Below are 14,640 nucleotides of genomic sequence, written 5' to 3'. Positions count from 1 at the left end.
AAATCCGGAATTTTGGATTTGTCGCAGAACTTCAAGAACCTGATGTTCAACACTCGCCATGATAGAGTGGCAGGACTCGGCAATAGTGAGGGAAGCCAGAGGGCACTCAACCTGTTGTATGCAATCCGTACCATCCAAGAGAGGAGTGGCAAAGACCTCGGTGCTACTTTCCTCAGTGGTACGACAATCTCCAACTCATTGACAGAGTTGTATCTGTTGTTCAAGTATCTGCGTCCGAAAGAACTTGAAAGGCAGGAGATAAGGTGTTTCGACGCTTGGGCGGCAATATTCGCTAAGAAGACTACCGACTTCGAGTTCAATGTCACCAACAATCTGGTACAGAAGGAGCGTTTCCGCTACTTCATCAAGGTGCCGGAGTTGGCAGCCTTTTATAACGAGATCACGGACTATAGAACCGCAGAAGATGTGGGTGTTGACCGACCGATGAAGAATGAGATTCTCCATAATATCCCTCCGACAAAGGAGCAGGAGGTTTTCATTCAGAAACTTATGGAGTTTGCCAAAAGTGGCGATGCCACAATCTTAGGTCGTGCGCCATTGTCAGACACCGAGGAGAAGGCGAAGATGCTCATAGCCACCGACTATGCCCGAAAGATGGCTCTCGACATGAGAATGATTGACCCCAGTTATTCCGATGATCCGAACAACAAGGCCAGCCATTGCGCCAAGATGATTGCTCAGTATTACCATAAATATGATGAGCAGCGCGGGACTCAGTTTGTATTTTCCGACCTTGGGACATACAAGCCCGGCGAATGGAACTTCTATTCGGAGGTCAAGCGCAAACTCATTGAGGACTATGGCATACCGCCGCATGAAATCCGCTTCATTCAGGAGTGCAAGACTGAGCGGTCAAGAAAGGCTGTGATTCAGGCAACCAACGACGGTGATGTTCGTGTCCTGTTCGGCTCTACCTCAATGCTTGGCACCGGAGTCAACGCCCAGAAAAGGTGTGTCGCAATTCATCATACCGACACACCTTGGCGCCCAAGTGATCTGGAACAGCGCAACGGTCGAGGAGTCCGTGCAGGCAACGAGATTGCCAAACTATATGCTGACAACAAAGTGGATGTAATCATCTATGCAGTAGAGAAATCGCTGGACTCCTACAAGTTCAACCTTCTTCATTGTAAGGCCACTTTCATTGCGCAGTTGAAATCCGGAGCGCTCGGAGCGAGAACTATTGACGAAGGTGCTATGGATGAGAAATCAGGCATGAATTTCTCCGAGTATATGGCTATCCTCTCCGGCAATACAGACCTGTTGGATAAAGCCAAGTTGGAGAAACGCATCGCGTCACTGGAAAGTGAGCGTAAATCCTTTGGAAAGGGCCGTGCTGATGCTGAGTTCCGTCTGAGTACCATTACCCATGATATTCAGAACAACGAGGCGGCTATGGAGCGGATGAAGGCGGACTATGAAAAATATTCTGCCGTAGTTCAGAGAGATAAAGACGGCAATCCCGTCAATAATCTCACTGTTGATAGTTGTAAGTTCAAGGACGAGCAGAATATGGGAGTTCACCTGCAAGGACTGGCACAACGTACCGACACCCACGGTCAGTATCAGCGTGTGGGCGAAGTCTATGGCTTCCCAATCTCCATAATATCAGAGCACACCCTGATTGATGGCAGGGAGGGAGTGCAGAACCGATTCGTTGTCGAAGGCTCATACAAATACAAGTACAATAACGGATTCATTGCCATGAGCGACACTCACGCCGCCTGTATGAACTTCGTCAATGCCTTAGAGAAAATTCCCAGTATAGTTGAGCAATACGAGGAACGAACTGCCAAACTCAAAGCCGATGTCCCAGTCTTGGAAGGCATTGTCGCCAAGCAATGGGGCAAAGAGGAGGAGTTGAAACAACTCAAATCCGAACTCGCCGCCCTCGACCGCAAGATAACTGCAGAGCTGAAACCCAGCGACGCTGAGGAAGCCGCCCGTGCCAAAGTAGTCACGCCGACAAAAGGCAACGGAGAGCCACTCGATGAACCGGCACCGTCTCAAAGTCAGGACTCCAAGAAGTCAATGGTGGCAGAGCCGACAACCATATACAAAGAACGGGAACCGTTAAGTTCCCGCATCATAATTGGTGGTTGTGGCGTGACTCCACCCGGAGGCTTCCGCGCCGCCGGACCGAAATTGTAGATTTAGAGCAAGTAGTGATTCGTCATTGCTTGCTCTTTTTCTTTTTGCCGAAGCCTTTTTCAATACCATGCTTACTCATCCAGACGTATAGCGTTTTGCGTGATACCTCCAGCATATTGGCGGCTTTGGCAACATTGCCATTTGTCTGTTTAAGGGCAAGTCTTACGTTGCTTTTCTGTTCTCTCTCGTTATCGGTCAAATCGAAATGAGGAAGGATTCTGATTGCCTCCTCCGGTATTCTTTTCCCCGGAGTGATATTTATCGCATCCTTTATTGTTTTGAACAGCTCACGGATATTTCTTGTCCAGACATGATTCATTATGGCTTGTATTGCCTTATTAGAAAGGGATTTTACTTCCTTACCCTGAGACATACAGTAATGTTCGGTCAACTCTCTTGCCAATGTTGGTATATCATCATGAAACTCATGCAAGGAGGGCATTGTCAGTGTGTTCCTGCTTATGACTTGTATGAGATTCCGTGATATTGTCTCATTTTCCACACCCTCTTCAAATGACTGACGCATTGAACAAACTATCACTCCAGTAAAAACAGCCCTGCCTTTGCCGTCAGACATCGTGTATTTGCCACTCTTGAAAATATCGGCTAAAACCTCCTGTGCCTCAATATCAAGATGGTCAATCTCATGGAAATATAGCGTGCCGTGGTCGGCATTTTCCATAATCGCATTGATATTGTTGGTGAAAAATCCTTTGTCTTTCTCATCCCACAACAGTTGATGATGGCGTTCAGGCAGCTTGCAATTGACAAACACAAATGGAGCCATATTGCGGTCGCTATGTAAATGCCCGATTTGTGCTACCGTATATTTTGCAGTACCTTGTGCACCTATTATCAGTACGATATTATTTCCGGATTCCTCCCGATACCGGCGCACTCGCTGAAATTCACTTTGAAGATTGCTGAACCACTTGGCAGGAGAGCGGTCTGAGAACATAGCATGTAATGGTATGGTCAGGTCATCAACCTCTGACTTTGATTTGGTGAACAGATGATTTTTGCCTACATCCCAGACATGCGCCATCACAACAGAACTCGGATTTTGAGCGGCACAGATTGACTGAACACATCCGGGAGTATTCCGTGCGAGATCAAGTAGCGATTTCACCTCTGGATTAAGGCTGGTGTAACAGGCGAGCACGATTGAATATCTTCCTGTCAATATTGCCTGTTTTGCAGTTTTGAGGTCGGTGAACTCATCAACGCAATCATCTATGAGGGGCAATGACAGCCTCATCTTTTCAACTTCCTCGGTAGTTGGTCCGTATATCAAGGCTCTTGACACACGTTTTTCGGCGGGCTGAACACTGATTTTTTCAGACATTTTTTCAAAAAATTAAAATTTTCCAAAATGAGAAATTTGCTCAAACCATTAAAGGGCGCTTATTTACGCTGTAATCAATGATTTCACAAATTTTTACCGACTGCAAAGGTAACACTTTTTCTTTAATAAGGTAACATTTTGGGTAACATAAATTTGGCGAAATGTAACACTTTTTGAGGTCTAAATCGGAGTGTGTCAGTTACATACCGTAAACAAAATGATGTGATTAAACATTTTATTTCATGCCGGGCAACAATGCCCATAAACAATGTTCAACCCTTAAAAATGATTTCACTATGTCTGATGAAATGACACCACCCGAGACAAATGCCCCGGACATGATGCCGGGGTTGAAAAACTTCTACATTGAGTGTGGAGGTAAACCGAAAAATAAGAGAGGAGGCGCCAATGATTGACGCTATACTCAGAGACCAACTGGTTTCCGTAATCATCTCAGGAAACCAAGAAAACTTCCCGGTGCGTTTCGGTGAATTTGCCGATAAGGTTACGTCCGTATGCTCTGCACCTGAAGACTGGACCGTAAACAGTGCTGAACTCATAAAGCTCAAAAGCACACTTGAACTGTATAAGATGACATATACAGGTGTATCAGATGCTGTAATCCACATCATCGGCGTGACAGTGACCTTCATCCACGAAATTCGTGACTACTTCTCAAATCTCCATTCTCCCTTTACCTCAGATTATGGTATCATGCGCCACAAAGCAGATACGGATCAAGGGTCGGTGCTTCCCAAAAGCTCATCGGCAGAATGTGCAGAAATCGAACTCATCGAATCCATTGAATTTATTCATGGTTGTGCTTTCAAATTATTCCCCAGACTCAGCAAGTCCCGTGTTCGTGAAAAGGTCAATGATTTCCTTGGCACAAACATCACAGACAGGCAGATGCACAATAATTTCGCCAACATAAAGAGTCGTCAGAATGGAGATCACGCCCAGTTTATGAAGCGGTGGTACACAAGTTTCAATGAAGAACTCGTGATTAAATCTCGCATCTCAGATGACCGCAGATCTGTGAAATCATAATCATATTATAATATACGTCAACTATGAAAAATATTTCCAAAAACAATTGGGCACTATGGCTGTTAATGGCATCGGTGTTCATGATGATGGCTCTTGCCGCCAGAGAAGTGGCCGTTGAAAAAGGCTTTGAGCCACTCTATGTCAATGTGGTATTCGTTTCAACGTTTTCGATTCTCATCGCACTTTACGCAATTATTATTGATATATTGACACCTATTCTCGATTGGGCTTTCAAGAGAATGGGCTTCAAGGCAAAGACGAAGATTGAATCTACAAAAGCAAAGAATAACGATAATCTCGTCATTGACTATGCCACAACCAGAGACAAGACACTTAAAAAGCAGGAACAGCGTATTCTTGCTATCGAAAAGAAAGTTATCACCTATGTAGGTGACATAATGTCTCCTTATCTTTCTAAACAAGACTTGTCAATTCTCATAGAAAATGTAATCAACTTCATTCACCTGAATTTTGCGCCGAATTTCGATGCTTCAGTCGCAGTTAAAACCACCCGTGTTCTCACAACAGCAGACCTCATGCACTTCGGATGGAACATCGCCAAGCCATTCCGCAAATCCGGAGCACACACAGCATTGTTTCTCAAACAGGTATTCGCAGATGCCTTCCGCAACACCGAGTTGCAGACCATCGAGCGGAAGTTGAGAAACAATCCAATGTGCGGCACCATAAAAATCAACCCTGATATATGTGGGAATAAGCAGTCAGTGGAAAGAAAAGATAGTAGAGGGGTCAAAACTACAATTCCCCAAAAACACAATACCGAATCTGTTTCTGCAAAAGAGTGTGCGCTCGCTGATATGGCAGATGATGATGTTCCCATGCCATACGAATTGGGAAACAATATCGAAGAAGATGAGGATGCCGCATGACATTTATCTAAAAAGTCGGTTTGTGGTACAATAGTGACCATTTCCACCATCAAAACACCGGCTATCTTTGCGGTGATTTCAACTAAGGTTGAAGTCACCGTTTTTACCATGACTCAGGATTCATTGTCTTTCGACCAGCTGCCAGGTGCAGTGATGTCGCTGACAGCCCTTGTAAAGGAGCTGTCAAGAGAGGTCTGTGAGTTGCGAGGTCAACTTGCTGCCCTCAGTGAGAATTCCAAACAGTCTGTAAATTTTATAGGAATAGACCGTGCTTGCTCAATACTGGGTAAAGCCAAGTCAACCATTTATGCTCTTGCCCGAGAGGGTAAGTTACCGGCCTATAAGGATCCCGGCGACAAGGAATGGAAATTCATTGAAGATGAACTTGTCAATGTCGTCAAAGGGAACAAGAGCGTTTCCAAAATCCAGAGTTTTGAGGATATGGAAGCCAATCTAAGGAAAGGCACACGCCCAAGAAATTGGGCAAAATGAGAAAGACCGTCACCGGATGTCTCTGTCCGATGGCGGTCTTATTCATTATGATTACTGCATTTATTTCAGTGAGATTGTTTTAGCAGCGGAACGCTTGTCAGGGTCTGTCACCTCAGCATATTTCTGGGTATTCTTCACGCTACGGTGTGTGAGCATCTTTGAGATTGTGTAGATGGGTACTCCGTTGTGCGAGAGCAAGGTCGCATAAGTGTGGCGGAAGCAGTGGAACGTGATTCGTCGTGTGATTCCGGCCTCGGCTATCCACGCTTTCAGCGGATAGTTTATCATCGAGCGTTTCAGCTCTTTGAATACCAATCCCTCACTGCGCTCACCACAGAGTTCCAATGCCTCCTCCGTAATCGGGAGATTGGCTTCCTCCTCGGTCTTTTCAGTGCGCAGGCGCATCACATATCCATCCTCGGCCTTTATGATATGATCCCACGACAACTGTTGAATGTCGCTGATTCGGAGTCCGGTCAGGCAGGAAAACAACGCAGCCCGTTTAAGTACCTCATGCTTACAAGGTGTTGCCGCCAGTTTCTTTACTTCATCAAGAGAGAGGAACTCAATCTTGGTATCCTTCCATTCGATTTTGGTCAGATAGTCGTTGATGTTCTCGCGAAGCAGTTTCTCCTGATAGGCTTCTTTAAGAAGTGCGCGGAATGTTGACCAGTACCCGGCTATGGAGTTGTGGGCGAGTGTGCCCTTACGGTCATCACGTCTTCCACCTTCAAGGAGGTACTTCTGGAATCTCTTGCAGAAATCCTCGGTCACTTCTCCGAGGAGGCATTTGCCCCGGCAGAAGTCGGAGAAGTGTTCATAAACTACTTTCCATTTCTGATGCTTCTTGTAGCATTTTTTGCGGAAGTAGTCCAAGAAGTCCATGCGCATCTTCTCCTTGTCGAGAAACCCGAATTGTTCATTGAGTAGTTGCTCGAAGCGGCGGCAACGTATAGCCTCCGCTTTCTCTTCCATTGAGGCGTTGAACTCACGCTCACGAGCGGACTGAGGATTGGCATACAGATAGATGCCCAGTCCCTCACGACGGCTGAGCCGGTTGGTGTGAGGATTGCGGATGGGCGGATAGAAGTCAAGGTAGAGCGAGAGGCGTCCACCTGAGATTTCCTTACGGCGAAGGAATACTTTAGTGCAGGTATCCATTTTTGTATTTTGTTTGAGTTAATTTTCTGTTGCAAAGGTAGATGGTGTTTGAATGGTGAAAACGCTCACCATCCTGTCACAATCGCCGATTTCGACTAAATCGACGGCGGTGCGAGCAAATCATCCAGTTCCTTTCGGGATATGTATGTGAATTTGCCTTTCTTTACTCGGGTGATATTGTGGTACTTCAGATAATGATGAAGCTGGTCGCGAGTCAGTCCATACTTCTCCATAGCTTCGGCATAGGTGTAGTATTTCGGCGAGTCATAAACCTCAATCCCCTTAGCTTTGTCGAAATGAACTTTGGAGTAGAATGTCGCGCCTTTCTCCTTTTTCTTTGGAATTCCTTCTTTCGAGACCAGATTGTAGATTGCAGAGAGGGTCATCCCGAATTTCTCTTGAATCTCCGCGGCAGTGTACCACTCAGTGATGTCTTCCGATGGTTTCTTTTGCGCAAAGTATCGGTCAATATGTTCTTTGCTCCAGAGTGTCTTGCCACGGCTCTGCGTTTTAGGCCATTTTTCGCGGTTGGCTATCTCATAGAGGGCCGAATTTGAGATGCCATATTTCTCTTGCACCTCTTTTGAGGTGTAGAACTCTGTTATCTGTGACCTCTGCATTGGTGGCTTGTGTTTATACTCGTTTCTACCATCAAATAGTTTATCCAGATGGTTGCGACCAATTAGAGTCTTGCCTTTCAGTTGAAGGCATGGGATAGAATTAGCGGAGAGATAATTGTAAAGACTACGTCTGCTCACGCCCAAGAGTTTTGCACACTGGGTAGGTGTCAGAAACTCCACTTCTTCAACAGCCCTTACTTCGGATGTTTGAGAAGCATATTCTTTTTTGTAAGCTTCAAGCTTTGCCTGTCGCTTCCTCTCTTTGTATGCCAGACCGGAGCACCTATGACTGCAATACTCCGTTGATGTCTTGCGAGCGATAAATTCGCGTCCACACCATAGGCATGTCTTTTTGATTTCGATGTTACTGCTCATTGCTTCATTTTTTAGTTTATTCAGCCAGTTATTTCGCCAAAAGTGTGCAAGCGCGTGCAACGGCGTGCAACCGTGTGCAAATCGTCCGCGACCTCTCTGACGAAAAATCCCGATAGCACGGCGAGATACAATCAGGATACAAATACAAGCCAAAAAGCAGTCAGAAACCGTTAGAAACGAGCAGTACGGGCAAAAGAAAAGCGCCTCGTAAGAGACGCTTTACTAATGGTTTGTGATGATTTGTGATGGTTTGTGACTATTCTGTCATTTTCCGATGCAGAAGTGGTTAAATTGTTGATATGTAGATAGATGCAAATCTAATCCGTACAAGTGACGTGAATTTTCTACGTTTGCAAGTGGTTAACCGTCTGTTTCTTAATTTCTTACAAGCCGCATTTGCCAAGCTGACAACAGTGACTCAATGCAAAGATAGCTATAATAATCCGATTATCAAAGGAATATATGAACTTTAACTTTTCGCGACATACAGATGCGCGTACAAATCCACTGATTTTTACTCTGTCGATATGTGTCTGCCGCAGTCTTATCCATAGAGGAGTTTTATCCTGTTTATCGGCTCAAATTTTAAGCTATATCCATGAAAAATGGTTTCAGATTGAGCCGATTTCTCCAATGTTTTAGCCGGATTTGAGCCTATAGGCTCTATTTCGGAGGGAACAGGATTTCAGCCAATCGGATTTTCTCATCGCCTGGAAGATTATAAATGTCCTGTTTTGTCAGGTCGGTATAGAGGTTCATATTGGGTCTGACGAATCTTCGATGACGCTGTCCGTCAATTATCACAACTACTTCATAATGCCCTTTGGAATTGACTGATACCGAAAAATCAGTGATAGTTCTTCCGTGCATATCGCACAAGGATTTTTCGATACCATCGTCTTTGGAGATATAACCGAAAGCGATAAGATTGTCGTCCAGTGTCTTTTGGATTATACCACGCCATGGTTGAGTGATATGGCACCGCTCGGCGTATTCGCCGAATTTTGAGATTGCCTCTGCTACACGGTTTATGATTGCGTTGGCATTCTTTATATCATGCTGTTTTGCAAAATCGAGTAGGTCTGTCTTGGAAATCTCACTTATTTCTCCTCCAATACTCAATCTACGCTCGATATTGGGGCCTGTGCCTTTTGTGTTGAATATAAATGTCGTATCGTATGACGGTGACATCCGCCATTTCCCATCCTCTTCAAGTAGGAATGAGAAGTTTTTGTTATGGTCATCAGTATTGTTGGCCATGACATTAAAAACCATCCGTGCGAAGAGCTGCTCAATCTCAGACTCGGGGATTGACAGTTCGCGACAGGTCGCAACGAGGTCTTCATAGCTTCGTGCCTCGGGGTTTATGGCAGCCAAAGTCTGAACATGAACCTTTTGGCCGTTTTTCCTATCGAAACGTTTGGTGAGAAAATGGTTGATGCCGTCTATGGGCAATAACCGACATTCCTCCATTTCGATTCCGGCTGCAACTGCCATGTTGTAATATGCAGTTTCAATTTCGGCAATAGGCATGGATTTGTCACCAAACTTCAAGATATAATATTCATAACCGTCAAGTCCATCTGTCTGACCCGACCGGATTTCTCCGGTCGGGTTGTCAATGGCGATAATCGCCTTCATCTGGCGACCTCCGGCTGACGTACCCACGGCAAGCAATGCCTGCAACGTCAGTTCCTCGTTGGCATTCAGTACGATGTTGTCTCGGTCTTCAAGAATTTTGAGAGAAATATCGTATAGCGATTTGATGTCGATTGTGCGAGTATGGGTAAGGTCTGCAGCGTAAGGCTCATATTCCAAAGCTCCCATACCTCGTGTGCCAATGAACATCAGTTTATACAGTGGCGTAACTTTATTGCGTGGTATTTTATTGTCCTTTACCCATTTGTCAAATAGAGTGTTACCCCAGGAATCCGGCAACGAATCAGCTATAAACGGAGGAAGCCCCTGGTAGATAGGCCGATCATCCCCATATATAGGCAAAAGAAAGTTCCGGTTCTCCGCAGGAGAAATTAGCGGAGCAATGTCAGGAATCCTGTCTTTCAGCTCTGGGTTATATGTAAAATATGTACGTCTCGTGGCTGAGTCCCACACGAGCCGTCCGATTTCCTGCCCCCATAGATTCACTTTCAAGTATTTCATGCCCGTAATTATTTTTTCGCGGAATGGCGAACACGTTGTGCCTTTTTCTCATTGTCGTTATACATATAAGGTGATTCAGGCAATTCGGGCAGCAGTGCATCCCAGTTCTCTCCAAGCCCAATTGTCTTTAATAGTCTCAGAAGAGTACTGAACGAAATGTCAGTCATATTGCCGGACTCAAATCTATAAAGTGTGGTCATGCCGATAGATGCCGCTTCGGAAACCTCCTTACGGGTCATGCGCAACCGCAACCTGTAATCACGAAACCTCATGCCGAGATTCCTGATTACATCAGGTGTAGCCAATGATTTGTTCGTAAATGTCACCATGATGATATTTATGTCTAATATATTAGTATAACACTCCGCAGAATGATATTTACAAAGTTAGACATAAAATCCCATACGACCAAATTTATTGTGCTTTATTGCGGATTTCGGAATTGATGGAGAGTGGTAAAATTGGTATATGTAAAGTTCATCCTAATGCACTGGCGATATGATTTGAACCGATGTATATCATTACAGGCTATTCAATCCATTTATCGAATCGAGGTGCGAACATGTCGATGTCGCGTTGGGGAAGTCCGAGTCTGCGGGCTTCTGTGCGCCACGATTTCATGGCAGATTTTACTTTGTTGATAATACACTTGGCTTTGTCAGCTGAAAGCATATATTCTCCAGCGGATGTCAGTAGAATATTGAGGTCGGATTCGCTTGTGGATCGGTTTATCAGCAGGCTTTGATTATCGGCGAGTGTCGGGTTGATGTCGTATGCCGGGGAAAGTTCCCAGCCTTTGCGTGTCAAGAGAAATCCGTGGTTGCGGAAATGGTCGTCAGAGTTGCCGACAATTATGTAGAATGCCACACGGCGATATAGTTCCTCTAAGTTTTGCTCGACATTGCTACCGTGTTGAACTATGAAATCCACTATGTCGGTGTAGCCGTAGCCGGTTGATGCGTTGTCGCCGTCGGTCAATCCAAGCAATGTCAATGCGGAAGCGAAATGTATTCGTCTGCCGGCGCTATTCCTGTCGAAGCGTTTTGAGAGAAGGATGTGGTAATCTTCGTCGTCTATTGTCCGTGTCTCTGCAACATTCAATCCGGCTTTGCGCCCCATTATATGACAGATATGCTCCCATTGGGCGACATCATAATCATCCTTGCGCGACGGAAATTTGGCAACAGTCAGACTGCCGTCCTCATCAATGACAGATGCCTTCGGTCTGGCACCTCCGAGGGACGTTCCGGGGTGTAACAACTGCGCCAACCATTTCTTTGACGGCAACAGATGTTTCTCCTCGCTAATTTCAATCTCATGCGCCGCCCGCATCAGTTCTCTGACATTCGCCAATGGTGGTACTCGAAGACTTTCCTCACAGTTGATGAACCTTCCACCGGGCATTTCGGCAAATCGGAAACCGCCCATGCGTGAAGCATCGTCAATACCCATCAGATAATCAAAAGAAGTCAATCTGCGCACGGCTCTCTTTTCATCGGCGGCTGCAATCTGCTCCCGGCGGTTCAGCAATGTGCGTCCCCAGCGGTCGGGTAGAGCATCCGAGAAACAAGCGAAAATATCGCGCTCCGGTCGGGTGTATTGGATGCCGGTATAATTCTGCAAATCCTCACTGAGAAAAACATCGCCATATTTGGCAAGCCACTCTTTATCATACGAAAAACCGTATGTCTCGCTCCCGCGCACCGAGTCATAAGAAAGTTCGCCTATCAGTTGGGGCGTCTCCAACCAATCAAAGTCGGCATAAACGAATAGTTTCTTCATGGCTTATTCCTTTTTTGATGCGCGCTGGCGGTGCTTCAGCGATAGGTCTTGGAGATTTCTACCCAATGAATCTTCTTTGGCAATCAAAAGAAGATCGTCATCAAGTTGCAAAGCATAAAGAACACGGGCATAGATGCCGATTGAGACGGTCGGAGAACCTTTCTCGATGCGGTTCACAGTGAGAGGCGAACAGGTAGCACGTTCAGCCACCTGCGCAATCGAGAGGTTACGACGTAGCCGGGCAAGCTTAATCTGCTCACCCATAATAGCCATTTTATGCTCCAGTTTCCGGGGCAACTTAGTCCCCATAGTGTTCTTAGCCATACTTAATCTATCTTATGATACCGCAAAGATAGCAAAAATATTTATTATATGATATGTTGAGCGATGAATAATGAACTTATCTTAGTCACTTATCTCTCTGACCAATGACCATTATACCGTGTTACTATGCCGATAATGTTACTTGGCAGGTGTTATTTCAGGATTATCCACTTGCCGGTTTTGTCCGAACCCTCTCTCGCAATGTATCCAAGTTTTTTAAGGTCTCTGGTAGCTCGTTTAGCTGTGGATTCTGAAATATGAAGAGTCTCCATTATTTCAGAATGTGTAATCTCCGGATTGTTTAGAATGGCAGTATATACTTTTTGCAGGGTTTTCTTTAGTCCTGTTACAATGTCATTATTTGAGTTTGCGGTATCATTTACAGTGTCACTTTGCGTATTTACAGTGTCATTTTCTTGAAACTGCAAAACTCGGCGGTTGAGATTCGCGATATGGTGACGGAGCATAACGTCCTGTGCGATTGTCGAATCGTCATTCTCACGGCTGTCAACTAATGACTGGATATATTCTCCTTTGTCTTCCTTTCTGACGATGGAAGGAATTAGTCCTAACTGACGCTGAATCATATTCATGACCAATCGGGTCGTTCTACCATTACCGTCAACCCACGGATGAATGGTTACCAGCAGGAAGTGTGCTTCAAAACTCAGACGATAACATGCCGCGATGTTTTCCCTATCCGCAGTGGCAATTTCTTCATTTAGCCAACTACAGAAATCGTCCACGACACGTGGAACCTTATTATATGCAAGATAACTCCTGCCGCCAATACCGGCACTGACATTACATAGGCGAAACTCTCCCTTCGATGAATCGAAATGTCCGGCAATAGTAGAGTATTCGCTTCCGGTACGGCGCATAACGAGGGCTGACAGTTGTTGCAATAATTGAGGCGTATATGTAGGATTATCAGTCGCTAACTTGAAAGCATAAAGATAAGCGTCTTTCAGGTCGACATTCATCATCTGCTCAGTCAGAGAACGACCCTTTGCGGCAATACCCTCATCGAAAAGAAGTTGATTCTCAATTTCAGTGACAGTAGAACCCTCAATCGCCGTGGAGTGGGTCACAATGGAATAGAGGTAGAACTTCTGATAGTCCACCTGCTCCTCGACTCCTGAAGTCCGATAAGCCTTCAGAGCCTCCTCTATCTGTATGTCAAGAACTTTATCCATAACTAAAAAGGTACTTTTTATGTAAGGATTTCCCACCATCCGTTGCGTCGTCCGTTTCGGCGGATGAGTATGCCTTTCTCAACGAGGCTTGAGGTTATTCGCTTAACTGTGGATGCGGATTTCTTTATGGATTTGGCAATATCAGTCTGGGTGATTTTGGGATTATCCTCGATAACCTTTAGTACGGCTAACTCTTCCAAAGTGCAGTTCAAAGTATCAATTTGAGACTTTGAAGCAGATGTTGTGATACTTTGGGGCATCGTCTTAGGCAGCGAAGCACCAACAAGCATATCGCGGTTGCGAAGCTCATTCTTTTCGCCGAGAATTACATTACGAAGGAATCTCTCAACAAATTCGGTCGTTGGCGAGATATTCAGCCCTTTATAAGATGCTCTGACAAGTGCATTGCGGAAATACCATGAATGTTCCTTGAACATATCGTTGGTTGCCGGAATGCCCATTGAACGGAGGTATTTTATAAGGAAAACGGCAGTAGTGCGGGTATTGCCCTCTCGGAAAGGATGTATTTGCCACAGGTCAGCAATAAACCGCGACAGGTGATTGATAATTTCTGAAATAGGGTGAGAAGAGTAATCAAATTCCTTTTCGCGAGCGAGGTCATATTCTATGGCTTCTCGGAGGTCTACAGCCGGTTGGTAGCTTACAGAGGCATTACCGCCAAGAACCCACTCCTTTTTACTCAATTCTACCGTTCGTAATTGACCAGCAAATTTGAATACGTCTTCAAATATGCGCCGATGTATAGATGTAAGCCCTACTAATGAAAATGCAAACGATGGTTCACTCAGAATCTTAGCGATGTTGGCAGAAACCTTGTCGCCCTCCTCATCCACAGCATCATGTCCGGACTTAGTCTCATAATACGCCTTGATGCGTTCACGAGCCTCATCAATGGAGATGTCTCCCTCAATGTGCTGACGCGCAGTGTCAAGCAGATAAGCTGAAACTTTCAGCCCATCCACATCCTGAAGACCGATAGCCGTTTGCCACGCATCAGCCTTCTCCTTCTGCCCCGGTTCCCCGTGGACTATATATTCGTCAAATTCGCTCAT

Annotated in this window: 12 protein-coding genes and 1 pseudogene; 4 read left to right on the top strand and 9 right to left on the bottom strand. The window is 45.3% G+C overall.

Annotated elements, in window-relative coordinates:
- Positions 1-12: 12 nt before the first annotated feature.
- Positions 13-2,172, top strand: a pseudogene (locus tag EZ315_RS13760) (helicase-related protein); the annotation flags it as partial.
- Between the two features lie 22 nt (positions 2,173-2,194).
- On the opposite strand, the gene EZ315_RS13755 reads toward EZ315_RS13760, so the two are convergent.
- Positions 2,195-3,517, bottom strand: coding sequence for a sigma-54-dependent transcriptional regulator (locus EZ315_RS13755; RefSeq protein ID WP_135472594.1), 1,323 nt, complete (start codon positions 3,515-3,517; stop codon positions 2,195-2,197).
- A gap of 408 nt (positions 3,518-3,925) precedes the next feature.
- Here EZ315_RS13755 and EZ315_RS13750 point away from each other — a divergent pair, with 408 nt between their 5' ends.
- Genes EZ315_RS13750 through EZ315_RS13740 form a run of 3 tightly spaced genes read left to right on the top strand, consistent with a single transcriptional unit; the run spans position 3,926 to position 5,949 of the window.
- Positions 3,926-4,567 carry a hypothetical protein gene (locus EZ315_RS13750; RefSeq protein WP_135472593.1) on the top strand — a complete coding sequence of 214 codons (642 nt, stop codon included), beginning with the start codon at positions 3,926-3,928 and terminating at the stop codon, positions 4,565-4,567.
- A 23-nt stretch (positions 4,568-4,590) separates the two neighbouring features.
- On the top strand, positions 4,591-5,457 hold the full coding sequence (locus EZ315_RS13745) for a hypothetical protein (RefSeq protein WP_135472592.1): 867 nt from the start codon (positions 4,591-4,593) through the stop codon (positions 5,455-5,457).
- A 33-nt stretch (positions 5,458-5,490) separates the two neighbouring features.
- Positions 5,491-5,949: a helix-turn-helix transcriptional regulator gene (locus EZ315_RS13740; protein ID WP_137070945.1), complete on the top strand. Its 459-nt coding sequence runs from the start codon at positions 5,491-5,493 to the stop codon at positions 5,947-5,949.
- A gap of 60 nt (positions 5,950-6,009) precedes the next feature.
- Here the strand turns inward: EZ315_RS13740 and EZ315_RS13735 are convergent, their stop codons facing one another.
- From EZ315_RS13735 to EZ315_RS13700, 8 genes are all read right to left on the bottom strand, one after another.
- Positions 6,010-7,110, bottom strand: coding sequence for a site-specific integrase (locus EZ315_RS13735; protein WP_123485039.1), 1,101 nt, complete (start codon positions 7,108-7,110; stop codon positions 6,010-6,012).
- Positions 7,111-7,205: 95 nt separating this feature from the next.
- Positions 7,206-8,105 carry a helix-turn-helix domain-containing protein gene (locus EZ315_RS13730; RefSeq protein WP_135472590.1) on the bottom strand — a complete coding sequence of 300 codons (900 nt, stop codon included), beginning with the start codon at positions 8,103-8,105 and terminating at the stop codon, positions 7,206-7,208.
- Positions 8,106-8,768: 663 nt separating this feature from the next.
- On the bottom strand, positions 8,769-10,265 hold the full coding sequence (locus tag EZ315_RS13725; protein ID WP_135472589.1) for a type II toxin-antitoxin system HipA family toxin: 1,497 nt from the start codon (positions 10,263-10,265) through the stop codon (positions 8,769-8,771).
- Between the two features lie 8 nt (positions 10,266-10,273).
- Positions 10,274-10,594: a helix-turn-helix domain-containing protein gene (locus tag EZ315_RS13720; protein ID WP_135472588.1), complete on the bottom strand. Its 321-nt coding sequence runs from the start codon at positions 10,592-10,594 to the stop codon at positions 10,274-10,276.
- Positions 10,595-10,793: 199 nt separating this feature from the next.
- Entirely contained in the window at positions 10,794-12,047 is a 1,254-nt protein-coding gene (locus EZ315_RS13715) for a type II toxin-antitoxin system HipA family toxin (protein WP_135472587.1), read from the bottom strand.
- Between the two features lie 3 nt (positions 12,048-12,050).
- Entirely contained in the window at positions 12,051-12,371 is a 321-nt protein-coding gene (locus EZ315_RS13710; RefSeq protein ID WP_135472586.1) for a helix-turn-helix transcriptional regulator, read from the bottom strand.
- Positions 12,372-12,523: 152 nt separating this feature from the next.
- Positions 12,524-13,567: a Fic family protein gene (locus EZ315_RS13705; RefSeq protein WP_135472585.1), complete on the bottom strand. Its 1,044-nt coding sequence runs from the start codon at positions 13,565-13,567 to the stop codon at positions 12,524-12,526.
- Between the two features lie 17 nt (positions 13,568-13,584).
- On the bottom strand, positions 13,585-14,640 hold the full coding sequence (locus tag EZ315_RS13700) for a Fic family protein (protein WP_135472584.1): 1,056 nt from the start codon (positions 14,638-14,640) through the stop codon (positions 13,585-13,587).

Origin of the sequence: Duncaniella freteri (assembly GCF_004766125.1) — a bacterium.
Lineage (GTDB): Bacteria > Bacteroidota > Bacteroidia > Bacteroidales > Muribaculaceae > Duncaniella > Duncaniella freteri.
This window is presented reverse-complemented; position numbering and strand designations above follow the sequence as displayed.